General features: G+C 46.4%; 25 protein-coding genes, 1 rRNA gene and 2 pseudogenes. 17 read left to right on the forward strand and 11 right to left on the reverse strand.

Annotation, left to right across the window (positions count from 1 at the left end; all coding sequences use genetic code 11):
• Positions 1–208 precede the first annotated feature (208 nt).
• A complete protein-coding gene (locus tag QUA42_RS12635) occupies positions 209–925 on the forward strand; it encodes a TrkA family potassium uptake protein (RefSeq protein WP_333137568.1) in 717 nt (238 codons plus the stop codon).
• Here QUA42_RS12635 and QUA42_RS12640 read toward each other — a convergent pair.
• From QUA42_RS12640 to QUA42_RS12660, 5 genes are all read right to left on the reverse strand, one after another.
• On the reverse strand, positions 882–2513 hold the full coding sequence (locus QUA42_RS12640) for a sodium:proton antiporter (protein ID WP_333137569.1): 1632 nt from the start codon (positions 2511–2513) through the stop codon (positions 882–884). The genes QUA42_RS12635 and QUA42_RS12640 overlap by 44 nt on opposite strands.
• Positions 2514–2555: 42 nt before the next feature.
• Entirely contained in the window at positions 2556–2687 is a 132-nt protein-coding gene (locus QUA42_RS12645; protein ID WP_333137570.1) for a hypothetical protein, read from the reverse strand.
• Positions 2688–2765: 78 nt separating this feature from the next.
• Positions 2766–2894: a hypothetical protein gene (locus QUA42_RS12650; protein WP_333137571.1), complete on the reverse strand. Its 129-nt coding sequence runs from the start codon at positions 2892–2894 to the stop codon at positions 2766–2768.
• A gap of 76 nt (positions 2895–2970) precedes the next feature.
• Positions 2971–3498, reverse strand: coding sequence for a hypothetical protein (locus tag QUA42_RS12655; protein ID WP_333137572.1), 528 nt, complete (start codon positions 3496–3498; stop codon positions 2971–2973).
• Between the two features lie 81 nt (positions 3499–3579).
• Positions 3580–6294 (reverse strand): cation-transporting P-type ATPase, encoded by a 2715-nt coding sequence (locus tag QUA42_RS12660; RefSeq protein ID WP_333137573.1) that lies wholly within the window; start codon positions 6292–6294, stop codon positions 3580–3582.
• A 337-nt stretch (positions 6295–6631) separates the two neighbouring features.
• Between QUA42_RS12660 and QUA42_RS12665 the strand changes: the two genes are divergently transcribed.
• Entirely contained in the window at positions 6632–7036 is a 405-nt protein-coding gene (locus tag QUA42_RS12665) for a BON domain-containing protein (protein ID WP_333137574.1), read from the forward strand.
• Positions 7037–7168: 132 nt separating this feature from the next.
• Here the strand turns inward: QUA42_RS12665 and QUA42_RS12670 are convergent, their stop codons facing one another.
• Both QUA42_RS12670 and QUA42_RS12675 read right to left on the reverse strand, forming a co-directional pair.
• Positions 7169–7555 (reverse strand): hypothetical protein, encoded by a 387-nt coding sequence (locus QUA42_RS12670; RefSeq protein ID WP_333137575.1) that lies wholly within the window; start codon positions 7553–7555, stop codon positions 7169–7171.
• A gap of 224 nt (positions 7556–7779) precedes the next feature.
• Entirely contained in the window at positions 7780–8115 is a 336-nt protein-coding gene (locus tag QUA42_RS12675; RefSeq protein WP_333137576.1) for a YnfA family protein, read from the reverse strand.
• A gap of 59 nt (positions 8116–8174) precedes the next feature.
• Here QUA42_RS12675 and rppA point away from each other — a divergent pair, with 59 nt between their 5' ends.
• The 14 genes and pseudogenes from rppA (at position 8175) to QUA42_RS12740 (ending at position 19823) form a co-directional block, all read left to right on the forward strand.
• Complete coding sequence (gene rppA, locus QUA42_RS12680) at positions 8175–8852, forward strand: two-component system response regulator RppA (RefSeq protein ID WP_333137577.1); 678 nt, start codon at positions 8175–8177, stop codon at positions 8850–8852.
• An 18-nt stretch (positions 8853–8870) separates the two neighbouring features.
• Positions 8871–10151: a HAMP domain-containing sensor histidine kinase gene (locus QUA42_RS12685; RefSeq protein WP_333137578.1), complete on the forward strand. Its 1281-nt coding sequence runs from the start codon at positions 8871–8873 to the stop codon at positions 10149–10151.
• A gap of 340 nt (positions 10152–10491) precedes the next feature.
• Positions 10492–11043: a DUF3124 domain-containing protein gene (locus tag QUA42_RS12690; protein ID WP_333137579.1), complete on the forward strand. Its 552-nt coding sequence runs from the start codon at positions 10492–10494 to the stop codon at positions 11041–11043.
• A gap of 250 nt (positions 11044–11293) precedes the next feature.
• A pseudogene (locus QUA42_RS12695) lies at positions 11294–12019 on the forward strand (IS1 family transposase).
• Positions 12020–12092: 73 nt separating this feature from the next.
• Entirely contained in the window at positions 12093–13052 is a 960-nt protein-coding gene (locus QUA42_RS12700; RefSeq protein ID WP_333137580.1) for an aldo/keto reductase, read from the forward strand.
• Between the two features lie 230 nt (positions 13053–13282).
• Positions 13283–13336: pseudogene (locus tag QUA42_RS27745) on the forward strand (hypothetical protein); the annotation flags it as partial.
• Between the two features lie 45 nt (positions 13337–13381).
• On the forward strand, positions 13382–15136 hold the full coding sequence (locus QUA42_RS12705) for a protein kinase domain-containing protein (protein WP_445301311.1): 1755 nt from the start codon (positions 13382–13384) through the stop codon (positions 15134–15136).
• 28 nt (positions 15137–15164) lie between these two features.
• Positions 15165–15731 carry a GNAT family N-acetyltransferase gene (locus QUA42_RS12710; protein ID WP_333137581.1) on the forward strand — a complete coding sequence of 189 codons (567 nt, stop codon included), beginning with the start codon at positions 15165–15167 and terminating at the stop codon, positions 15729–15731.
• A 150-nt stretch (positions 15732–15881) separates the two neighbouring features.
• On the forward strand, positions 15882–17126 hold the full coding sequence (locus QUA42_RS12715; RefSeq protein WP_333137582.1) for an RNA polymerase sigma factor: 1245 nt from the start codon (positions 15882–15884) through the stop codon (positions 17124–17126).
• 91 nt (positions 17127–17217) lie between these two features.
• Complete coding sequence (locus QUA42_RS12720) at positions 17218–17577, forward strand: YciI family protein (RefSeq protein ID WP_333127087.1); 360 nt, start codon at positions 17218–17220, stop codon at positions 17575–17577.
• A gap of 316 nt (positions 17578–17893) precedes the next feature.
• A complete protein-coding gene (locus tag QUA42_RS12725) occupies positions 17894–18346 on the forward strand; it encodes a nuclear transport factor 2 family protein (RefSeq protein ID WP_333137583.1) in 453 nt (150 codons plus the stop codon).
• Between the two features lie 37 nt (positions 18347–18383).
• The gene (locus QUA42_RS12730) at positions 18384–18815 is read left to right on the forward strand and encodes a YciI family protein (RefSeq protein ID WP_333137584.1); all 432 of its coding nucleotides are present in this window, start codon (positions 18384–18386) and stop codon (positions 18813–18815) included.
• Positions 18816–18903: 88 nt separating this feature from the next.
• The gene (locus QUA42_RS12735) at positions 18904–19317 is read left to right on the forward strand and encodes a VOC family protein (protein ID WP_333137585.1); all 414 of its coding nucleotides are present in this window, start codon (positions 18904–18906) and stop codon (positions 19315–19317) included.
• Between the two features lie 98 nt (positions 19318–19415).
• Positions 19416–19823, forward strand: a complete 408-nt coding sequence (locus QUA42_RS12740) for a VOC family protein (RefSeq protein WP_333137586.1) — start codon at positions 19416–19418, stop codon at positions 19821–19823.
• 324 nt (positions 19824–20147) lie between these two features.
• Here the strand turns inward: QUA42_RS12740 and QUA42_RS12745 are convergent, their stop codons facing one another.
• The 4 genes from QUA42_RS12745 to QUA42_RS12760 all read right to left on the reverse strand — a co-directional run bounded on the left by QUA42_RS12745 (position 20148) and on the right by QUA42_RS12760 (position 24103).
• A complete protein-coding gene (locus tag QUA42_RS12745) occupies positions 20148–21083 on the reverse strand; it encodes a branched-chain amino acid ABC transporter permease (RefSeq protein WP_333137587.1) in 936 nt (311 codons plus the stop codon).
• A 39-nt stretch (positions 21084–21122) separates the two neighbouring features.
• On the reverse strand, positions 21123–21692 hold the full coding sequence (locus tag QUA42_RS12750) for a GNAT family N-acetyltransferase (protein WP_333137588.1): 570 nt from the start codon (positions 21690–21692) through the stop codon (positions 21123–21125).
• Between the two features lie 47 nt (positions 21693–21739).
• Positions 21740–22690, reverse strand: a complete 951-nt coding sequence (locus tag QUA42_RS12755; RefSeq protein ID WP_333137589.1) for a branched-chain amino acid ABC transporter permease — start codon at positions 22688–22690, stop codon at positions 21740–21742.
• 156 nt (positions 22691–22846) lie between these two features.
• Positions 22847–24103, reverse strand: a complete 1257-nt coding sequence (locus tag QUA42_RS12760; protein WP_333137590.1) for an ABC transporter substrate-binding protein — start codon at positions 24101–24103, stop codon at positions 22847–22849.
• 485 nt (positions 24104–24588) lie between these two features.
• Here QUA42_RS12760 and QUA42_RS12765 point away from each other — a divergent pair.
• A 16S ribosomal RNA gene (locus QUA42_RS12765) occupies positions 24589–24917 on the forward strand; the annotation flags it as partial.

Here is a 24917-nt window from a genome sequence, read left to right on the forward strand (position 1 = left end):
GGTTCCCGCTGCGTACCTAACTGAGGAAAATCACTTGAGGGGCTGGCTCCGATGCCAACCCCACAAGCAGATTAAACTAAGTGTCGAACAAGTAATAAGTAAGCCCCGTAAAAGCCACCCCACAAGCAGATTAAACTGATAGAAACCCAAAACAATCTCACTCCTAGGGATAAATCTGTAACGTTCATTCTTGGAATGACACATAGTCATGTACATATTAATTGGTGGAGCAGGAATGATGGGGCTGGGTTTAGCCCAGCAGCTATTAAAACTCGGTCATACGGTTGCAATCATCGATGCCGACCCGCTTGCGTGTCGCTTTGCTCGTGAAAAAATCGGAGTGATGGCATTTGAAGGCAGTGCGGTGAGTACAACGGTTCTTCTGGAAGCGGGAATTAAACAAGCAAACGCAGTCGTTGCAGCACTCAGCGATGATGCACTGAATTTAGCGCTGATCACCCTATCCAGGAGCTATGGCATTTCCCATATTGTGGTGCGAATGCGCGATCGCGAATTCCTGGAAGCCTATCGACTTGCCGGAGCCAGTCACATCATCAGCACTATTGATTTGGCAGTTGCATCAATGGCGAATGCGATTGAATACCCCCAAATCGAGTCGATGATGCACTTTGAACACGGGCAAGTCGAGGTACTAAAGCTGCCAGTTCCAGGCGATTGCAAGGTGGCAGGTCACACCGTTGCTCAAATTGCTCAAGACCCTCGTTTTCCAAAAGGTTCGCTGATTATTGGTTATCAATGCCATGCCTGCGCCAATCTGGAGATTCCGAACGGCAATACTGTTCTTGAAGCAGGCTCTACCATCTTGGTCGTCACCCGTCCAGAGCTAGTTCACCAGATGATTGATTACCTCGGCATTCGCGCTAGTCATCTGCCAACGTTAGAAGTTTCTCATCCAAATCTTTGATGTAAGGATGAACCAGATCCTCTGGGACAATTCGCTTGCGAAGGGCATCGCTAACTGCTCCTTTTTCTGCTAGAAGCAATCGCCGTCGAATCGTATCTAGCCCGCTACGATCGCCCTGTACTTGCCCGGCCCGATGTTGATTGTAGAGATCGCGCAGCACTCGCTCAGAGTGTGCTACTCGTGCTTGATATGATGCCCATAACTCTTCGTAAACTGCCTTCGGCAACACGCCAGATTTCAGCAAACTATCTAGCTCATCTTGAGCCGCTTTGGAAGCGATCAACTGAATCTGTAACTGCCCAGCTTCCTGCATTACATCAGAAACACGGCTAATTTTTAGTCGTTTTACTATCCACGGTAAACTTAATCCCTGTCCGACCAAAGAGAATAAAACTGCACCGAACACCAGGGCAATGATGTTATCCCGTCCTGGTAGGGTCAAGGGAATGGCAACAGCTAAGGCCATTGAGAGAGACCCTTTAATATTCCCTAAAACCAAAATGTGCTGCCAGCGTAGCGGAATGGGGCGATCGAACCAACGCAGCCCCGCTAATAACAAATAGACCGAGAGAATCCGTCCCAGTTGATAGGCCAGAATCACCAATAAAATCGATGGCAAAATTCTCCACAGCGTCAGCGGGTTAATTTCAATTCCAATCAGCAGGAAAATAAACGTATTGACGCCAAAACCAGCGTATTCCCAGAAACTCAGCAAGGTAATCCGATCCGAGGCAGACGAACTGCGAGGCAGCCCAAGGTTGCCAAAAACAAGTCCGGTGATGACCACCGCCACTGCGCCCGATACGCCTAAAAATTGTCCGATTTGGAAGGTTCCCAATGCGAGAGCGACGGTTAGCAAAAGGCTACTCAACGGATCGTTTAAGCGAACAAATATCGGCACGCTCAAGTAACCTAAAACACCCCCAACCAGTGCCCCACCTAAGGCAACCACGAGCAGTTCCTTCACGCCTTGTATAGCGGTGAGAGAGCCTGTCGCATAAATTACCAAAACCAAATTAAATGAAATTAGAGCAGCCGCATCATTGAACAGAGTTTCTCCCTCAACAATGGTGGACAATCGAGAAGGCACACGGATCTCTTTAAAAACCGCGATCATCGAGACTGTATCAGTGTTTGCCAGAATTACTCCGATTAGCAATGCCGGAATCCAGTCTAGCCCCAGCCCAAATTTAACCAGAACAGCGATAATTGCTGAGGAAAAGATCGAGCCTGGACCCGCCAGCAGGGCGATCGGCTTAAAGGTGCTGCGGAGACGGCTGATATCCGTATTGATAGCTGCTTCAAAAATCAGAATGGGTAGAAAAAGATTTAATACTAAAGATGGGTCTAAACCAATTCGACGCGACAAGAGCTCCGTAATGGGCAAGCCTGCTAACACTAAGCCCGTCACGTAGGGAATTCGCAACCGTTGGGTTACGAGTGCAACAAAAGTTGCAATCAGCAGCAGAATGATCAAGATGATTACCAATTCAGGAATGGCTCCTGCCGTTTGGCTATTTGTAGCAGGAGCGCTGCCCAAGGGAGGTGCTTGCGCTACAATCCACTCGATCGCCGATACTCCTCTCATAAACTCGTTTTCCTCAAATAAATTGACAGATTAACTACCGTTTTAGTCTACAGGAAACGGTTCACTCTGCTGTAGACGTAACTGCAATTTATGTGGTGTATTTGGATGAATGCCGATGAAGCTGAAATAGGATTTCTGGGTTAGTTGGGCGATCGGATCGTTTTTAGAGTGCAATTTTTTTGGTAGATCTGGATGATTTCCCAACCCTTACAGGATGCTAATTGCTCTTAATTGTGCTGGTTTTTAATTTTTTTATACAGTCTCTTCTGAAGTCTTGCCTACCCGATCGCGGTTGCCGAACCGGCTAGTAAAGGAAGTTGTCGATCCATATCTCATATCTAAGGAGTAGGAGAGCGATCGCCCAAAATCATCGACAGTCAAAATTTTGAGTGGTTTTGGACGTTCTGATTGGCCGGAATAAATTCCTCGAAGGTAATCGTCTTTTCTGACCTTGAATTTAGGTAGCATCACAGACACGCCACGTCAGAATCTCCCAACGTTTAAGGACAGGTTCAGCAATCACGATCTCATTTTCTCTTGCCTCCATAACGATCAAATAATCTCCCTGGTTAAATCTGTCATTGTAAATTCTTGCTTGTTCTTCTGGCATCAACCATCCTTGAAGTGCGCCGTATAGACCGCCAGCAGTTGCAGCAATCCCACTTCCAAAGAAAGTTGCTAAAATGCTTTCCACCGCTACGGCCTGACCAATACCGGGAATTAGCAGGCTGCTGAGTCCAACAATTAAGGCTAGTGAACCTAGTCGTAGGCTGCCTAAGATCGCGCCTACTTGTGCGCCTGCTGCTCTTGTGATTAAAATTTGCTGCACGCCCAGAGAGTCCAAATCATCATTGTCAGAAGGTTTAGCAATCACTGAAATTTTGTGCATGGGGAAGCCCCTGTTTTTTAGCTCAACTAGCGCCTGCTTTGCGTTTCGATGATTAGTAAATAGGCCGCTAGCACGTTTGAGGTTTTGGTAATTCATGAGAGATATTCAATATTCAACGCTACAAAATTGGTAAAGAGTGTGTAAAGCCACTGGCAATAATTGCATCACAAAAACCACTTAGTTCAGAGGTGCAAAACGCTTTAGTAAAGCTGACAAAGGAATCATTGGCAGTCCGAATCCGATACAAATTAAGCCTTGGATTGGGTTCAAAGCTTCAGTGTCGAATAACTGATTCATAATGCCCAATTGGCTAAACAGGAATTGGAGAATAAAAATAGCCGCAATGCCGATCGCCACAGCATAGCCAACGGATTCATCTTTACCGCGCAGTTTGGCGGCGATCGCCGGAACGAAGCGACTGATGCTTAACAGGTAAAAAGCTTCTGCCGCCACCAATGCTTGAATTGCCATCGTCCGGGCTAGAGCTTCATTGCCTGTGGTTTGGACGATCCATTCAAACATCCCAAAGATCGCAATCCAGTTAAATACCGAAACTGTCAAAATCCGAGCCGTCAGCCTGCGAGACAGAAGCGGTTCATTGGCAGGTCGAGGCGGCTGTTGCATGACATCGGGAGAGGGTGGCTCAAATGCTAACGGTAAGCTCAACGCAACTGAACTGACCATATTCAGCCAGAGAATTTGTACTGGCAAAATGGGTAGCGGGGTTGCCAGAAGTACGGCAATCAAGATGGTCATAGACTCTCCACCATTAACGGGCAGGATGAAGGCGATCGCCCGCAGCAGATTCTTATAAACCGTGCGCCCTTCCTCAACGGCTTTCTCGATCGAAGCAAAGTTGTCATCCGTCAGAATCATATCTGCGGCTTCTTTTGTGACTTCAGTGCCCGTGATGCCCATCGCTACCCCAATATCAGCTTGCTTCAGGGCGGGAGCATCGTTAACTCCATCTCCAGTCATTGCCACAATCTCGCCCTTAGACTGAAGTGCTTCGACAATGCGGAGCTTTTGTTCTGGCGCTACACGAGCAAACACGCTGCTTTGTTCGACAGCATTGGCTAATTGCTGCTGATTCATTTGAGCGAGTTCTTGACCGGTAAAAACGGGAGCCTCTTGGGTTTGATTTAGTCCCATTTGGTGCGCGATCGCTGCTGCTGTTTTGGCATGGTCGCCGGTAATCATCTTCACCTGAATTCCTGCAGACCGACAGGCTTGAATCGCTTGAATCGCTTCGGGGCGAGGCGGGTCGATCATGCCTTGCAGACCCAAAAAAGTTAATCCTTGCTCAATATCAGAATGCTCAATTGAAGATTGCGAAGCGGGTACAACTTTCTTGGCCAGTGCTAGAACTCGCAGCCCTTTTTTCGCCATCCTCTCTACAGCTTGCTCGATCGGCGCCCTGTTGATGGCGATCGCCTCTCCCTCTTCATCGAGCATCTGGCGACACCGCTTCAGAATTGCCTCAATTGAACCCTTGACATAAATCAACCGTTCTGGACGATCGTCATGTAAGGTTGCCATGTATTGAAACTGAGATTCAAACGGCAGTGTATCGAGTCGGGAAAGCGATTCCTCCAGTTTCTCAGTAATTAACCCCGCTTTTTGGGCTACCGCAACCAGCGCCCCTTCGGTTGGACTACCGACTACAGTCCAGTTTCCATCTTGCATTTCTATATGTGAATCGTTGCACAAAAGTCCTGCTTGCAAGCATTCATATAAGGCAGGTGCGTTCGTCAAATCAACGGAATTTCCATTTACAGAAATTTCCCCGTCTGGTGCATATCCTCCACCGCTAACCCGATAACGCTTTCCTCCTGCATCAATCTCTTGAACCGTCATTTGATTCTCAGTTAAGGTTCCGGTTTTGTCGGAACAAATCACCGTGGTGCTACCCAACGTCTCAATTGCCGGAAGTTTGCGAATAATGGCGTGTTGCTTTGCCATCCGGGAAACCCCGATCGCCAGTGTCACCGTTAAAATCGCGGGTAAGCCTTCAGGAATTGCGCTGACGGCAAGCGCCACAGATGCCTTGAACACCTCAACCCAAGAAAATCTCTGGGCAATGCCTGCAGCAAAGGTGAAGGCAGCCAAACCTAAAATGACATAGAGCAAGGTTTGGCTAAATTTGTCAATTTTGCGACTCAGTGGGGTTTCCAACGTCGTGCTTTGCTGCATGAGTTGCGAGATGTGTCCGGTCTCGGTCATGTCACCAATGCTGACGACGAGTCCGCGTGCCTGTCCAAACGTTACCAGGCTTCCGGTATACGCCATGTTCGTGCGATCGGCCAGTGCAGCGTCTGCCTCTAGCGCCTGGGATTGCTTCTGAACCGGGACAGATTCTCCTGTTAATGCTGACTCATCAACCTGTAAGTCACGGACTTCGATCAGCCGCAGATCCGCAGACACTTTATCCCCAGAAGACAGCAAGACGAGATCGCCAGGAACCAGTTCGCTGGATGAAACCACTTGCTTTTGACCGTGGCGGAGAATGGTTGCCTCAGTTGCAACAGATTTTGCTAAAGCGGCGATCGCATTCTCTGCCTTTGATTCTTGAACAAAACCAATGGTGGCATTCGTCAGAGCAACCCCAAAAATTACTCCTGAATCAATCCACTCTTTCAGAAATGCTGTCACTATGCCAGAGGCTAACAAAATGTAGATTAGCGGCTGATTCAGTTGCTGAAAAAATCGCAACCAGGCACTTTGCTGCTTCTGAGCCGTTAGTTGATTGGGACCGAGGATCTCGCGCCGTTGGGCTGACACGTCGGAAGATAGACCTATTTCCAGGTCACTCTCTAAAAGCCGAGCTACTTTCTCGACAGAGAGGTGATGCCAAGAGTGTTCTACTAATTTTTCTACATTTGTTGCAGTCATAACGTTTCTTGTTAAGCCCAATGCTTCTCTGTTATTTCGTCTTGTTTCTAGCGTCATTGATGAATGTGAGGGAAAAGTGACCGACTGATTTCTGTTACTCACATTTGGATCACATTTGCTCCCTAGACTTAGGAACAGAACCGATTGAGATAGCTTATGGACTTGCAAACCTTAGTTGACTGGATGTGATTGTTGCCTTTTAATAGGGTTGTAAAAAGCATTCCTTTTGATAGATGAACTATCCTACATTCACTTGTTAAGTTGAAAGGCTCAAAGCCTTCATGCTGAGGTTTATCGGCAAAATTGCGTTTCACAACAAACAAAACAAACAAAAAATATGCAATTATTAAAGCTATTTGTGCAAGGAATCATCGTCAGCACTGTTGCAATTTTGGGTTTAGGTGCTTGCACTTCCCCCAATACTTCGCAGACAACTGTCCCATCTACTTCTGCTCCCACAACTGCCACTGAAAATACGACTGCTCCAACCGCTTCTTCGCCTGCAACCACAACCGCACAGACGCCTCAGAATCAAGACATTGACGATATTGCCGATCGCGTAGAAGAGGCCTTAGACTCCGATGGCACCCTCAAGCAATTCGATTTGGACGCAGACGATCGGGATAATTCTATTGTGTTAACAGGGCGCGTTCAAACGGCAGAACAAAAAGCATTGGCCGAACAAATTTCTCGGCAAGTTGCAGCGAATGTTTCCATCAATAACGAAATCGTCACTCAGTAGTTCTTAATCGTCAAGCGGCAAGAGTATTTGACACTTATTGCCGCTTGAGGAATTGCGCGCTCGCAGCGAGGAAACTTATGGATTTGCCAACCTTATTTGACTGGATGCGATCGCCATATTGAAACAATAAACTTATTCAACCAGCTCGTAACGGACTAACTGGCGAACATTTTGACGTGATAACTGGAGTTCTTGCGCGATCGCTGCCTCTATCTGGGTTGCGTCAGTCATTGGCAATTCTAATTCCAATCGCTTCAAAATCGGTTCTGCTGTTTCTACCGCAACCTGGGTTGTGCCTTGTTTTCGGTTAATCACCGCGTTGATCAGCAATATATTGACAGACACCGTTGCTTTAAGCTGGGTATCTGCCTGAAGTTTATTCTGTGCGATCAGGGGTTGTTGTAATTCTTGAGCCATTAGGAAGCTGGAGCCAACCCAAAACGCGATCGCCACAAACGGCAATGGCAACCAAAACTCTGCGCCTGATGCTTTTAGCCAACGTTTAGTAACCTGCCACATACTACACCTATCTGTTTTAAACGCTTGGCCTGCGATCTATAGCAATCCTTGCAGAAGTCGTAAATTTTTTACCCACCCCAACCCTGCCGGAACCCGCGGGGATGGAGTCAGAAATTCACAAATGATTGAGGATTGCTACATTTGCACTTTAGTGGAGTTACTGCTCTGCTGAAATCATACTCAAGGCCGATGCGTCAAATGTTTCAGTTCCATAACCATACCACTCAGCGATGTGGACTCAACAAAATTACAGCGGTTCCAATCAGGGAAATTGTAACACCAACCAAGTCCCACTTATCTGGCTTAACTCCTTCAATGAGCCACAACCAAACCAGAGAGCCAAGAATGTAAATACCTCCATAGGCAGCATATACTCTTCCAGCATTTGAAGCATTGACTTGAGTTAGAGCAAGCGCAAAACAGATTAAAGCTAAAATGCCTGGAACAATCCACAAAATACTCTTTTCAAGTCTCACCCAGGCCCAGAAAGCGTAACATCCAGAGATTTCTGCTAGAGCCGCAAGTAGAAAAAAAGCAAGTGTTGGCATTTTTAGATTCATACTTAAAATAGGTAAATTCCATCAGCATATAAATGTTATAAGCCCAATTAAAGAAATATATGAGAATCCTACTTGTGGAGGACGACCCAAAGCAACTGATGCCGCTTCAAACAGTGCTGTCTCAAGCAGGACATAGCGTGGATGGGGTAAAAGATGGAGAGACGGCACAGTGGCTGTTATCAGAAAAAGAATATGATTTGTTGATTTTGGACTGGATGTTGCCACATATAAGTGGGGTAAATCTATGTCGTCAATATCGATCGGCAGGGAAAACAGCGCCGATTTTGATGATCACGGCAAGAGATACCACGCCTGAAAAAGTGACCGGGTTAGACGCAGGGGCAGATGATTACCTGGTGAAACCGATCGATTTGGTTGAATTCATGGCACGAGTCCGGGCATTAAGACGGCGATCGCCCCTTTGGCAAGGAGATACGCTCAGCCTTGAGGATCTGCACCTCCACCTCGATACTCTTACTGTTGAGCGACAAGGTGCAACCGTTTCCCTCTCCAGTCGCGAGTTTCAGTTGTTGGAGTATTTTCTGCGTCATCCCCGACAGGTTTTGACTCGGAATCAGATTCAACAAGCCGTGTGGGAATGGGGGACTGAACCAGAGAGCAATGCAATCACAGTTCTAGTTCGCAAACTCCGCCAACGCTTGCAGGCTGTAGGATCGGCAGACTGGATTGAGAGCATTTACGGTATGGGTTATCGCCTCGCTTCCCCTCTCAAGTGACGATTGTGAAGCCAAGTCATGTTTAATCAAAGTCGTCGGAATCTGGCTCGTTGGTTCACCCTCTCAATGGGAAGCATTCTTGTGCTGTTTGCTGGGGTGATTTATCAGATTGAGGTAAAAGATAAACTAGAGGCGCTCGATCGACTGCTATATGACAAAACTCGAGTCATGGCTGCCAGCGTGCATTATGAAGTTCGCAAAAACGAGAGCCAGGTCGATCTGAGTCATGTCCCCTTGTTAGGCAGTGGGTCTCATCCCCTTGCAGAAGATCTGATTTATGTACGCTGGTATAATGCGCCAGGGCGGTTAGTTCGTTTTTTCGGGACTCCTTCATCACAGCAGTTAAATACGCCCTTTGGTTATCTCACAGTTCGATCAACCGATCCACTTTTGGGAAAAGGAATCTGGCTGCGTCAGGTGACATTACCCGTTGAAGGTAGAACAGGGGTACTCGGTTATCTTCAGGTTGCAACTCCCCTGACAGAAACTCAAAACAGGCTCACTGAGCTTCAGATTGTCCTAACTCTCGCTGTCCCGCTGACACTGGGCTTAATTGCCCTCACAGGTTGGTTTCTCAGTGGGCTGGCCATGCAACCGATTCGGCAAGCCTATCAGCAGCTTCAGCGCTTTACAGCCGATGCCTCTCACGAGTTGCGATCGCCCCTGTCTGCCATTCTCACTAATGCCCAGCTTGGGTTGCTCATCGCGGCTGATGATTCACGTTACCATCCTCCCTTAGAAAACATTGTAGATAGCGCAAAATCAATGGGAGCGCTGGTGAATAATTTACTGCTGTTGGCTCGTCATCAGGGGCGACTTGCCCCGGAATCGCTCAGGTTAATCAATCTCAACGAGCTCCTCAGCAATTTAGCCACCCAGTTTCTCCCACTTGCAGAAGCCCAAAATATCAAACTGATTTGCGAATTACCGGAACAACTTATTGAATTATTGGCCGATCCTGATTTGCTGCGGCAAGTAGTCGAAAACTTGCTTTACAACGCCTGTAAATATACTCCCGCTGGCGGAACTGTAAAGATACGGCTAGTTCTTCCTTCCAATTTGGCAGTCATTCAGATCATCGATACGGGAATCGGTATTCCAGAAGCGGACTTACCCTATATTTTTGATCGCTTCTATCGAGTAGACACCGAGCGATCGCAGGAGAGTGGAGGCTTTGGGCTGGGGTTGGCGATCGTCCAACAAATTGTCAAGGCACACAGCGGACAAATAGAGGTGACAAGTGCAGTGGGCAAAGGCTCAACGTTCCAGGTTGAACTACCGGTCAAACCTTATCACTAAGCTGCCTCAAGGAAGAGAGATGCTTGTAGTATGTAGTTCAATAATGTTTGTTTTTGAGGTGACAATAAATTCTGTAGGTATTAATTGGTGGAGCCGGAATGATGCGGCTGGGGTTAGCCGAACAGTTTAAAATTCGGTAACACCATTGCGAGCGTTGACAAATACCAGCTTGCCTGTGGGTTTGTCCGTTAAAAAATAGAGTTTTCAACGGGTCATTTAACCGATAAACTTGCTGTCCTCAAATAAATTGACAGATTAACTACCGTTTTAGTCTGCAGGAGACGGTTGATTGTGCTGTAGACGTAACTGCAATGTATGTGGTCTATTTGGATGAATGCCGATGAAGCTGAAACAGCATTTCTGGGTTGGTTGGGCGATCGCCGCGATCGTCATTACCTCTTGTTCAGAGCAAACTACCTCACAAAGGCAACAACCTGATATAAAACGTGAAATTTCACTGAGAGCAGTCTCGTTAGATAAAACAAAAGTTGTGATGGGACAAACCGTATATGTCCCTATTTACTCACATATTTATCACTACAATAGCCAGGATCAAGTCATGAATTTGTCAGCCACCCTCAGTATCCGCAATACGGATCTGACAAATTCGATTATTATTACTTCGGTGCGTTACTACGATACTAATGGGAAATTGATTAGGCAGGACATTAAGAGTCCAGTTGAACTCAAGCCGCTTGCTTCCACAGACTTTTTCATTGCAGCCGATGATACAAGTGGAGGGTCAGGTGCAAACTTTATTGTGGAGTGGGTTGCAGAAAAAACAGTTTATGAGCCTGTCATTGAAGCTGTCATGATTAGTACCTCTTCTTCTCAGGGCATTTCATTTATCAGTCCCGCTAAAGTTCTCAAGCAACACAAAATACCCAAGTGATTTTAGAGGATTAAATTATTGCTTTACAAAATAGTTTGGGGCTAGCCTAGAAGGGATTGAGGTATTGCTATCCAAAAATTCTATTTTGCAACTAAAATGTCCCCATGTTTACATAAAATAAGCTTTTTAAGTAGGTCGGTGGGCAAATTTATAAGTATGCAAAAAAATATTAAGTAGGGTGATGAGACTTAGGTAGTGATACACAGTAAGGGTTTAATATTAAATCAACATAAATTTCTGAGAAAAAAGGATGGAATGTCCTAATTATCCAAGTAAACTTTTTATGAAAAATGGAAAGAATCCTTAGGGGAAACAGCGATTTAAATGTAAAACTTGTAGTCGTCAGTTTAGGGAAAATTATCAATATAGGCGGATTTCACTCCTATACTAAAGCCTTAATTGAGCGACTGATTTTAGAAAAAATTTCTTGAGCCGGAATTGCTAGAGCTACGGGGTATCTATTCGATGGCTTCAGAATTATATGAATAAAAAGTATGCCGAAATTTCCTAAGAAATTTTGGTGATTAAAAAACCGAAAGGTCAGTGGATATTACAGCTAGATGAAATGTCGTCATTTGTCAAAAACCAGCGAAAAAAAGCAATGGATGTGGATAGTTTTAAATCAAAATACCCGTGAAATTGTTGGACTTTATATTGGAGGTTTCTCAAAAAAAAAAGCGTCCAATTTCTGGCAATCTTTACCTCCTGTCTATAGACAATGTGCTGTTTTTTATACTCATTTTTGGGGATTTCATTCAGAAGTGCTACCTTTTAAAAGACATCGACCTGTAGGCAAAGCATCGGGTAAAACCACTTATATTGAAAGACATAATAATACTTTTCGGCATCGAATTTATCGTTTGGTTCGTAAAACCTTCTCTTTAAAAAAAAACTGCAAAACCATATTATAACAAGTTTAAACTTTGTACATCAGTATAATTATTGCATAAGAAAACGATATCATTACTGTGGATGAATACCCAACTTTTGTCTGTTAAGATTAGAGTGCTTGAGGGTGAATACTAAAAATATAAATGAGGACTTAGGGTATGCAAAAGCGACAATTGGGGAGATCACAAATTCAGATTACCCCGATAATTATGGGGACTTGGCAAGCTGGGAAGCGGATGTGGGTGGGAATTGAGGATGCTGAAACTGTCAAAGCCATGCGCGCGGCTTTTGAGGCAGGTATTACCACCTTTGATACGGCTGAGGTTTACGGAGAAGGGCATTCGGAACAAATTATCGGTCAAGCACTTTCAGATGTACGATCGCAAGTAGTTTATGCTAGCAAAGTTTTCGCCAACCACCTGAAACCCGATTTGTTAGTCGAAGCCTGCGATCGATCGCTAAAAAACCTCAACACCGATTATATCGACCTTTATCAAATCCACTGGCCCGCTGGCAGTTGGAATTCCGAGTTAGTGCCAATTGCAGAAACAATGGATGCCCTGAACAAATTAAAAGAACAGGGAAAAATTCGGGCGATCGGCGTTTCCAACTTCTCCCGCGCCCAAATAGAAGAAGCCGCCCAATACGGACGCATCCACAGCTTGCAACCGCCCTATTCTCTGTTTTGGCGCTGGGTAGAAAAAGATGCTATGTCCTATTGTGTGGACAATCATATCTCCATCATTGCCTATTCATCTCTAGCTCAAGGAATATTGACAGGTAAATTCGGGCCAGAACACAAGTTTGAAGAAGGCGACCACCGCGCCAAAAATAAGCTGTTCATCAAAGAAAATTACGACCGAGTGCAAACAGCATTAAATCAACTCAGGCCAATTGCCGATCGCCACCAGACAACCTTGGGCAACTTAGCTTTAGCCTGGTTGATTTCCCAGCCACAAACAAATGCCATTGTCGGCGCGCGCGACGGGAAACAAGCAGCCGAAAATGCTAAAGCTGCTGAGGTAAAATTGAGTGAAGAGGAATTAAAAGAAATTGACGCGATCGGGCGCAACGTCACCGATCATTTAGACGATAACCCCGTTATGTGGAATTTTTAACAGGGGTAATTCAGGACTAGCAAAACTTCTATATGTAGGGTGCGCTATTGGCGTGCACCTTACCCCTCTAAGTAGCGCGTAAAACCCCTTTGAGAATAAGTCCTATAAATTTTATAACGTCGGGCAAGAGGTATAATATTTACTGCATAGTGCAAATATTCAAAAACATAAAATCCCAAATCCGTAATCCGTAATCTAAAATCTAAAATCGAAGGAGTTACTGCCTAAACCCCAACTGTTCCCAGCCACAAAACCCTCCCGCAGCCAAAATTTGTAGGAATTGCCGTTCAAAACTGCTGCTGCGCGATCGCTACCCGGCTATAAAGGCGATCGGACAAGGCGGTTTTGGTAGAACATTCCTCGCCGTTGACGAAGATAAACCCTCAAAACCCCGCTGCGTCATCAAACAATTTTTACCCCCAGAAATCCAACTCATTCCATCAGCAAGCAATCGCAACAGCAAAAAAGCAGCCGAACTTTTTGAACAAGAAGCAATGCGATTGGACGAATTGGGAAAACACCCTCAAATTCCCGAACTATTAGCCTATTCCATCCAAGAGGGCCGGCAATATGTAGTCCAAGAATTTGTAGACGGGCAAAATTTAGCACAAATTGTAGAAACAGAAGGCACATTTACAGAAAATCAAATTCAAGACTTACTCAATAGCTTATTACCCGTCCTTCACTTCATCCATTCCCACAACGTTATTCGCCGAGACATCAAACCCGGAAACATCATTCGCCGCGCCGACAAACAATTAGTTTTAGTAGACTTTGGCGCCGCAAAAATTGCCACAGGTACAGCATTACTCAAAACAGGAACCAGCATCGGCAGCCCCGAATACATCGCCCCGGAACAAGCTAGAGGCAAAGCATTTTTTACCAGCGATTTGTACAGTTTAGGCGTAACTTGTTTGTATTTACTAACTCAAGTTTCCCCATTTGACCTGTTCGATCCTGGTGAAGATGCCTGGATATGGCGGCAGTATTTGGCCAACAACCCGGTGAGTGAACAACTCGGGAAAATTTTAGACAAAATGATTGAAAATGCTACCAACCGCCGCTATCAAACGGCTGTTGAAGTATTAAAAGAAATTAATCCCCAAGTGGCGATCGATCTAGCAATTCCTCAAACAAATTCCAAGTTAGTTAAACCCGGAAAAACTCCCGCCCCGCACCACCAACAAACCTATAACTGGCAATATTTTCACACCCTCACAGGTCACAAAAACTTAATTTACTCTGTGGCTTTCAGCCCCAACGGAGAAGTTGTAGCCAGCGGCAGCGATGACAAAACAATCAAGCTGTGGGGAGTAGAAGACGGGCAAGAAATTGTCACTCTCACAGGACACGCTAACTCGGTTTATACAGTAGCCTTCAGCCCGGACGGACAGATGCTAGCCAGCAGCAGCCACGACAAAACTGTCAAACTTTGGCGGATGAGAGATGGACAAGAAATCCGCACCCTGATCGGTCACAGTAACTCAGTTTACGGCGCAGCTTTCAGTCCCGATGGCGAAATTATTGCTAGCTGCAGTTGGGACCAAACAATCAAGATTTGGCGAGTCAAAGACGGGCAAGAAATTCGCACGCTTGCGGGTCACACCAATTTAGTTTATTTTGTTGCTTTTAGCCCTGATGGAGAAACTATTGCTAGCTGCAGTTGGGACAGAACAGTCAAAATTTGGCGAGTTAAAGATGGGAAGCTACTTCGCACAATTACAGGTCATACAGACTCCGTTCGCTGCATAGCTTTTAGTCCAAATGGAGAGTTTCTGGCTAGCGGCAGCCATGACAATACTATTAAAATTTGGTGGGTCAAAGATTGGCAAGAAATTTTAACGATCGCAGGACATTCTTGGTATGTTGATTCTATTGCTTTTAGTCCCGATGGCGAGATTCTGGCTAGCAGCAGCAATCAAACTATCAAGATTTGGCGAGTGAAAGACGGTCAAGAAATTTGTAATATAGCAGGTCATACTAACTCTGTTTATTCGGTTAATTTTAGCCCGGAAGGAGAGTTTTTGGCTAGCGGCAGCAGTGACAAAACTATTAAGATTTGGGAGAATATGATGTTTGTTTAATAGCCGATAATTATTAAAGTTGTAAATCATGATAAAGATTGTAACCAGAAGATTTCTGCTGCGTGACTTTGTAGATTCCGATCGATCGCCATTCTTGGAGTATCAAGCCGATCCGCGCAACCAGACATTTTACGAACCCGATCGGTCTAGTCCCGACCACGCCGCACGTTTATTTGAGATGTTTCAGGCATGGGCTGGCGATCGCCCTCGACTCAATTACCAACTGGCGATCGTACAACGACAGGAACCTTACGCCCTTGTCGGTTGCTGTGGACTGCGGGGAAAATTGTCTGAAACTGGCGAGATGGAATTTGGTCTAGAACTGGCACCAGCCTATTGGGGGCGATATGCCTACGCGATCGAGGTCGGGCGTGCGCTGCTCGACTTTGGGTTCGCGGAACTCGATCTGAAGGCGATCTCCGGGTCTACCGTGAGTGCAAATACCCGGATCGCTCGGTTGGCCGAGTGGATAGGAGCACAGGTGGTTGCTACCCGCCCAGGGTCATCATGGATGTCCGATCGCGGTTGGAGCGAGGTCGATTGGCGGATTGCACGGGAGCAATGGCAGCATCGTACTCTGCGGCACGGCCAATAATATAGCCTTTCTCAGATAGATCAGGTACAAGTTTAGATTTTAGATTTTAGATTTTAGATTTTAGATTGGGGGATTGGGGAATTGTTAATTAATTCGTGAATACCTCATTTTTCCGAGAACCGCTATATATGTTTGTTTTGTGAACGCTTTATGAATGAGACAGCAGCCAATCAAATCCGTCAGCAGGTGGAAGCTGTGTACCGGTCCGAGTCGCGCCGCGTTTTAGCCACACTGATCCGCTTGCTCGGTGACTTCGATCGCGCCCAAGAGGCGATGCACGAAGCCTTCGCTGTGGCTGTAGCGCAATGGCCCCGTGACGGCATTCCCGCTAACCCGCGATCGTGGCTTGTTTCAGTGGGTCGCTTTAAAGCGATCGACACCATCCGCCGTCGCGCCCGCTTTGATACCCACTTGGCAGAACTCGCTCAACAACTCGATCCGAGTGACACCACGATCGAGGATGACGAGGACCTTGAGGACGATCGCCTGCGCTTGATTTTCACTTGCTGTCATCCGGCCCTGTCGCCAGAAGCTCAGGTGGCGTTGACGCTGCGGGAAGTCTGCGGACTCAGTACCGAGGAAATTGCCAGCGCCTTCCTGATTGCTCCCCCCACGTTGGCGCAGCGGATCGTGCGGGCCAAGGCGAAGATCCGATCCGCACGCATTCCTTATCAAGTGCCGTCGAAAACCGATTTGCCCGATCGATTGGACACCGTGCTTCAAACGATCTACCTGGTGTTTAACGAAGGGTACGCGGCCTCATCTGGCAGATCGCTGACGCGGGCCGATCTCGCTGGCGAAGCGATCCGTTTGGGACGGCTGGTAATGGAACTGTTGCCAGACTCCGAAGCGATCGGACTCCTGGCGCTGATGCTGCTGCAAGAATCGCGGCGCACCGCACGCACTTCCTCCACAGGCGACCTCATCCTTCTAGAAGACCAAGATCGATCGCTCTGGAATCAAGCACAAATTTCTGAAGGCAGGTTACTGGTGCAGCAATCGCTATCATCGGGACGGTTTGGTTCGTACACGCTTCAGGCTGCGATCTCAGCCGTGCATTCAGAGGCCCAGAGTGCTGCTGCAACGGACTGGGCGCAGATTGTGGGCTTATACGACCTGCTCGTGCAATTAGAGCCGTCGCCGGTTGTTGCCTTAAATCGGGCGGTGGCAGTGGCAATGCGTGATGGCCCCTTAGCGGGACTGCAATCGATCGACCAAATATTAGCGCATGGCGATTTGGCAGACTACCATCTGGCACACTCCGCGCGAGCCGATTTGTGTCGGCGGCTGGGCAGAACGGCTGATGCCAGAGAATCCTACCAAAAGGCGCTGGCGATCGTGAAACAGGAACCAGAGCGTCGTTTTCTCGAAAAACGCCTTCGCGAGTTAGGCTGAAAAAATTTTTTGCTTCGCTGTCGATTTGCAGCCTCGCCGAACGACTACTCAATGAAGGTGACTATCCGATCGAATTTTGGAGTGAGTAACGATGAAATATATATTGCTGATTTACAGTGACGAAAATGCCTGGACTGAAAGCGAGCTGCAGCAATGCTACGCAAAGTCTTTGCAGCTAACCCAAGAACTGCAAGCGAACGGTCAATATTTAGGTGCTTCGCCGCTACACTCGATCGCCACAGCAACCAGTATTCGAGTGCGTGACGGCAAAAAACTTGTCACCGATGGGCCGTTTGCGGAGACGCGCGAACAACTCGGCGGCTACTTTCTGATCGATGCCAAGGATCTAGACGAAGCGATCGCGATCGCAGCACGCATACCAAGCGCCAGTAAGGGTACGGTTGAAATTCGCCCGATCGTGGAACTGTCGGGCTTGCCATCAGACCAGTAATTGCCGTCAATCGATTTTAGATTTTAGATTTTAGATTTTAGATTGACCCCACGGATAAATGCGGGGGCTTGAGGATTTTCGATTTGCGATTTTGGATTGATTCCACGGATAAATCACGTGGCGGGTACCACCTTTGAAATTCGCTTGTCAATACCGCTCAACGCAAACTTTCACATCCGCACTGACAAACTTTTTCAGAAAAAATGTTCAACTTGTCGATCGCACCCACCTCTATTCGACTAGATGGTAGAGCAAGGGTTAGCAGTTTTCAATCTGCGCCCGGAAAACCAATCGACATCAAGAAGGAGATACCACCATGACTGTGACAACCGAAACCACCAAAACACAAGACGAAGCCCAGATTCGACAAATCATAGCAGATACGGCCAGTGCCATCTGCGCCAAAGACCTCGATCGCATCATGGCGCACTACGCCCAAGATGTGATTATTTTCGATGCAATACCGCCGTTCCAAACCAAAGGTGCAGATGAATTTCGACGGACGTGGGAGGCGTGCCTGCCTTGCTTCCCGGACTCCTTCGGGATTGAGATGCGAGACCTCAGCCTCACCGTGAGCGGTGATTTGGCGATCGCGCACTGGCTTTTTCACTTCACAGGGATGCCAAAAGATCACCCAGGGGCGCAGATGTGGATGCGAATCACCTCTGCGTGCCAGCGGAAACAGGGCAAATGGCAGATTGTTCACGAGCATTGCTCTGTCCCCTTCGATCCAGAAACGTCTCAAGCCGTTTTCAGGAGCGCACCTTAGCCCAGCTCAACAACCATAAATAAAAGGAGATTTCACGATGAAAGTCATGGTTCTAATCAAAGCTACCGAAGATTCAGAGGCAGGCGTCATGCCCAGCGAACAGCTTCTGACGGAAATGGGGCAGTACAACGAAGCATTGGTCAAGGCGGGAATTATGCTCGCTGGCGAAGGGCTACATCCCAGCTCAAAAGGAGCGCGGGTGACGTTTTCAGGCACAAATCGCAGCGTGATTGACGGGCCGTTCACAGAGACAAAAGAGTTGATTGCCGGATTCTGGATCTGGCAAGTGCAGTCGATGGACGAAGCCATCGCTTGGGTCAAACGCTGCCCCAACCCGATGCCAGGAGAATCCGCGATCGAAATTCGCCCGACCTTTTCAGCAGAGGACTTCGGCGAATCCTTGACGCCCGAACTCAGGGAACAGGAAGAACGCATTCGGGCGGGGACAGAACAACTCCAGCGTTCTTGAGGGCATCAATACTGCCTAACTTTTCGTTCGGCAGCCACATCATTTCCCATGAATGGATTGCTCGATCGACTATTAACCAAAGGAGTACATGATGCAATCGAATATTTATCTCTTTTTTGACGGTGAATGCGAAGCTGCATTTAAATTCTACGAACAGTGTTTAGGTGGCAAAATCGACGCGATGATGACCTATGGGGATGCGGCCATGTCTGAGGAATTTCCCTCCGAACAGCGCGATCGAATCATGCACGCCAACTTAACGGTTGGTGGAATGGTATTGATGGGTTCTGACACTCCACCCGATGGCTTTAAAAAACCGCAGGGATTCTCTGTGAATCTTCAATTTGACGATCAGGTCGAAGCGGAGCGGATCTTTCAAAAATTGGCAGAAGACGGAACGGTAAAGATGCCATTCCAAGAGACCTTCTGGTCTACCCGTTTTGGAATGCTTGTCGATCGATTTGGCACACCGTGGATGATTAATGTCCAGCCAGCTACCTAACCCTTTCAAGTTTGCTCACAGGCCTTACCCTTCAATTCAAACATTAGCGAAAAATCGTTAATGTTTCACCTTGCGATCGAAGTTAAAAAGGAGAAAACATGGCTACTAAAATTTTCGTGAATTTACCCGTCAAAAATCTCGATCGGTCTGTCGAATTTTTTACTAAACTTGGATTCAGTTTTAACGCCCAGTTTACTGACGAAACTGCCACTTGTATGGTTGTGAGCGAAGACATCTTCGTTATGCTCTTGACAGAAGCTAAGTTCAAGGAATTTACACCCAACCCAATTTGCGATGCCAGCAAGAGTACAGAAGTGCTGGTGTGCTTGTCTTCCGAGAGCAGAGAAGAAGTGGATAAAATGATTCGTAACGCAGTTGCTGCTGGCGGAACGACCTACAATGAACCGCAAGACTACGGATTTATGTATAGTCATGGCTTTCAGGATTTAGATGGCCACATTTGGGAAACTATGTTCATGGAACCCAGCGCAGTCAATCAAGGTTAGGCATTTTCTTTGTGCTTCCTGAAAACAATACAAAGCTCTTCTCAATGGGTCTAAGTTAGTGATTGCATTGAGAAGAGCGATCGAATATCCAAAAAGACCGCATACACCATCAGTTCATCATCTAAAGCACTTGGCTACAACTGCGTTTCGCCGTATTTCGTTGTCGATGGTGTAGCAGAAACATCGCATTTCTCATCTGAGTATTGGCAGCGTTCAAACTGAGGCGGTTCCCCAATGAATAGGGAAAGCCGATCGACTCTGAAGTCCGCATCAACGCTACGGTAGTGATGATTGCTGAGGTCGGCGATGGCTGGCCATCCTTTTTTAAACAGAAGTACGATCGGCCTTTTTAAACCTCTTCAACAACTCCGGCGTCACCAAACCTTGCGGAAAAAATATCGTCCCCAACACAATCAGCAACCCAAAAATAATTAAACGTCCATCCCGCAGAAATTGCGCCAACCAAATCGGCAATCCCTGGATAGTTGCGATCCCCCTCAAAACCTCCGGCAAAGCAGTAAACACCATCCCACCCAAAACTGCTCCCAGAAAAGTTCGGCTACCACCAATCAACACAGAAGTCAAGTAAATAATACTAGCATCAAAAGTCCCTTGACGCGCGTTCCAAGTATTCAGGAAATGAGCGCTAACTGCACCCACAACCCCAGCTAAAACAGCACCTAACGTGAAAGCCAAAACCTTATAAAAAGTTGGGTTAATGCCGATCGCATCAGCCGCCAACTCATCAGCCCGGATCGCAGCAAAAGCGCGCCCCACCCGAATCCGTTCCAGCCGATACACAATCGCCATACTTACCAACAGTAAAGGTACTACAATCCACAAATACTCGATCGGCGTCGCAAACGGTTGCGGAATCCCAAAAATGCCCACAGCCCCGCCAGTGATGTCCAGATTCAACGATAAAACCCGCAAAATTTCCACAAAAGCAATAGTTGCGATCGCCAAATAAATCCCGCTTAACCGCAGCGCCGGAATTCCCACTAAAATCCCCAGCAACCCCGAAACAGCCCCTGCAATTATCATCTCCAATAACAGCAATGGCAGAGGAAACAAACCCCCTGTCTGTTGAAACACCGTTGTAGACAAAATCGCCGCAATATACCCGCCTAAAGCATAAAAACCAGGGCTAGCCAGAGACAACTGTCCAGTCATTAGAGGCAAATACAGCGACATTCCCAACATTGCACCCAGCAACATCGAAACGATTAGAAACCCGTAAGTAGTAAAAAATGTAGCCATAACTTGATTTTAGATTGGAAATTATTAGGGAAAATCTGGTTAACTTGGTTTCCAATTACGATTAATTAAGCTAGTCTGAATGTGGTCTTCCCACCGACCATTTATGAACAAATAGTCTCTAGCGTAACCTTCCACCACAAATCCCAATCTTTTAAGTAGATTACCACTACGCTGATTGTGAGGCATATAATTTGCCATAACGCGATGTAAATTTAACTCTTCAAAAACATATTGAATTGCAACTCGCACAGATTCACTCATATAACCTTTACCTTGTTGCGCTTCTGCCAGATTATATCCCAAAAAGCAGAAATGACCGGCACCTCGTACAAAATTATCAAAGTTAACGTTGCCGAGAATATACTCAGGATTAGCCTTATCAAAAATCCACAGCTTTAAAGATTTGTCAGACTCAAATCCTTGGAAATCTTTCTCTACTTGTTTTTGCCAATAACTTTCCGTTAAAAAATCCTCCGCCCACTGTCGGTGCCAGGGAGTAAAAAACTTTTGATTGTCACTGTAAAATTTAATAATTTCGCAGATATCGTCTTGATTTGCTAATCGCAAAAAAAGGCGATCGCTTACAATTAATGGAACTTCCACTTTCATATAACATCCCTTTAGCGACTGATGCACTACAGTTATTGCAAATAATCCTAAACTTTTTGAATCAAGCGCCGTCCAAACAAACCCTGCGGTCTAACCAATAGCATCATAAACAATATGCCAAAAGCAACAGCATCCTTATAAGCCGAAAAATCACCAGGCACAAAAGCCTCCACCAAACCAATTATAAACCCACCCAAAACAGCCCCAGGAATACTCCCCAACCCACCAAGCACAATCACCGCCAAACCCTTCAAACCAAAAGCAATCCCAAAATACGGCCCAGCAATACTAACACTAGAACCCACCAAACTCCCCGCCAAACCAGCCAGAAAACTGCTCACAAAAAACGTCAAAACAATATATCTGTCAGTATCAATACCCAACAGACTAGAAGTAGTAGCATCTTCAGCCACCGCCTGCATTGCTTTGCCAAATTTAGTGAAATTTATCAAGTAAGTTAGAAGACTAACAATCGCAATAGCTACGCCAAAAATCAGTATTTGAACAGTGCGAATAGGAATTTGTTTATCCGCCGTACCAAAGTTAATAGCTGCCGGCAAATTCCCGTAAGTATTAGTAGGAAAAGTGTAAATTTCTGCACCAACAAGATACTGGATGATATTGGCGATCGCCACCGCCGCCCCCAAACTAGAAACCACCGTCAGCAGAGGATCTGAGTGTCTGCGGCGCAAAGGCAAAAAAGCAACTCTTTCAACAATTACTCCCACCAAACCAGCCAGCGTACTGCCCAAAATTAGCGCCACAGCAAAAGGAAACTGCACGGGAATTCTCGCATTAGCCAACAACCCGTTAAAACCAAAAGCACCGCCCATTAGCGCATAAGTGAAATAAGCACCCAAAGTAAACACTGCACCGTGAGCAAAATTAATAATTCCGAGAATAGAAAACACTAGGGTGTATCCCAGGGCAAAAATAGCATACACGCTGCCGATCGACAAACCATTCAAAAATTGTTGCAGAAACAGAGTTAAGTCCATCACCAGTTAAGAATTGAGCCTCACACCGAAATCATTCAACAACAAAAAACATACACTTTTTACTTCGACTTCTGACTTCCCCCCTTGGGGGGGCAGGGGGGGAGACTTCAGAGTCACACTCAATAACTCATCCGTGTATCCGTGTCTTGCCTGAGTTCATTTCAAAAATTCAAATTTACCGTTATTACCATCAGCATCCATTTTTATCTGTGCCACATAAAACTCTTTCTGATTGATTTCACCTTCCGGCGTAAAAGAAATTTCCCCCAGAGGCGTATCGTACTTTCCACTCAACAACTGCTGATTCAAATTTGAACGCAATTCTGCCACAGGCTTTTGGCTAATCTTCGACTTAGCATTAATTTCTTTTAAGGACTCAACAAAAACTTGTACCCCAGTAAAAGCTTGAGCGCTAAACTGAGGCGGTTCCTTCTTAAATTGAGCGCGATAAGCATCACGAAAAGCCTTATTAATCTCATTCTGATATTCCGGGCTGTATGCTTGGGCAATTAAAACCCCCTCGCAAAGAGCCTTGCAAACCGAAAATACATTGGAAGTATTCAGACCGTTGCCCCCAATGATAATGCCTGTGTAGCCCAACTCCCGCAACTGCTTAATTAAATTGCCTCCATCTGCAGCTAACCCAGAAATAATTATCAAATCGGGCTTGACATTTATGCCATTAGTGGCTTGAGATTGGAAATCTGTATCAGTAGTCAAGAATTTTTGGACTGTTGCCAATTCCAGTCCCATATCTTTAACCGTTGTCTGAAAAGTTTCAGTCTCAGATTTGCTAAAAGCATCATTCTGAGCAAAAAACACGGCTACTTTCTTAATATTGGGATTTTGCTTCAGGGCCGCTTTAACTGCATTAGGTGCTACCACGGCGACAGGCGCGGAGACTCGGGCCACATAATCGCCAATCTGGGGAATGCCTTTAGCGGTGTTGGATGGTCCGAGTACAGGAATTTTGGCGCGATCAGCGATCGGATCGGCACTAAAAGCCTGCTGCGAGAGAGTTGGGCCCACAATACCCACCACCTTATCCTGATTGATCAGAGTATTGAAGGCATTGATCGCCCCTTGTTCATCTCCACCCGTATCTTGGAACACCAGTTTAATCGGCGTCCCATCCACACCGCCCTTATCGTTGAAATACTTCTCAGCAATTTTCGCCCCAGCCACCTGTTCCTGACCGAGCAAAGCCACATTGCTAGTTTGCGCCACCCCAACCCCAACGGGAATAGCGGTAGAGTTCCCCGCCGCCGAACCCTGTGGCGAAGTTGCCGGAGATGGCGAAGTACCTGGAGATACTGTAGTCGGTGTTTGGGGAGTGTTCGTCTGAGTGCAAGCCATCAGCAGTGAAGCGCAGGTAACGAACAAGGCACTAGGGCCAGGGGCAGGTTTTTTCATGAGCGGGCGATCGAACATCTATATATAGAACATCTACACGTAGAGATATTCTACCCATGCGCGGTAGATACTCCCCCCAAAAGTCCCATCTTGCCCAAAAAAAAGACCCCTTCCCGGAAAGAGGAGTCAGCCAGCGGAGGCAGGATCGGGAATAAACAGCTCAAACCCTTGGTATGTATGGATTTAAAAAAAGTCAAAAATATTTTTGCAAAACGCTTGACAACACCTTGCGAAATAAGTATATTAATAAAGCGCCAGAAGAGAAGCGGTTCAAACAACCGCGAACTAAAGGTAAAAAACTGAACCTAGAAAAAAGAATAGTTTGAAAGCTTAAAGCACTATTAACCTCGTCAAAAAAATCAAGATAGAGAGATATAGCGAGAGCTGATACTCAATATCGCAAACAACGAGAAAAAAGTCAAGGGAAAAAAACCAGCTTTTATAGCTGAGTAGAAAGAACTTGATATTAGCCAAAAGAACTCAACAACACGGAGAGTTTGATCCTGGCTCAGGATGAACGCTGGCGGTCTGCTTAACACATGCAAGTCGAACGGAGTAGAAATACTTAGTGGCGGACGGGTGAGTAACGCGTGAGAATCTGCCTTCAGGACGGAGACAACAGTTGGAAACGACTGCTAAGCCCCGATGTACCGAAAGGGAAAATATTTATAGCCTGAAGATGAGCTCGCGTCCGATTAGCTAGTTGGCGGAGTAAAAGCCCACCAAGGCGACGATCGGTAGCTGGTCTGAGAGGACGATCAGCCACACTGGGACTGAGACACGGCCCAGACTCCTACGGGAGGCAGCAGTGGGG

Origin of the sequence: Microcoleus sp. Pol11C2 (genome assembly GCF_036701505.1) — a bacterium.
Classification (GTDB): Bacteria; Cyanobacteriota; Cyanobacteriia; order Cyanobacteriales; family Microcoleaceae; genus Microcoleus.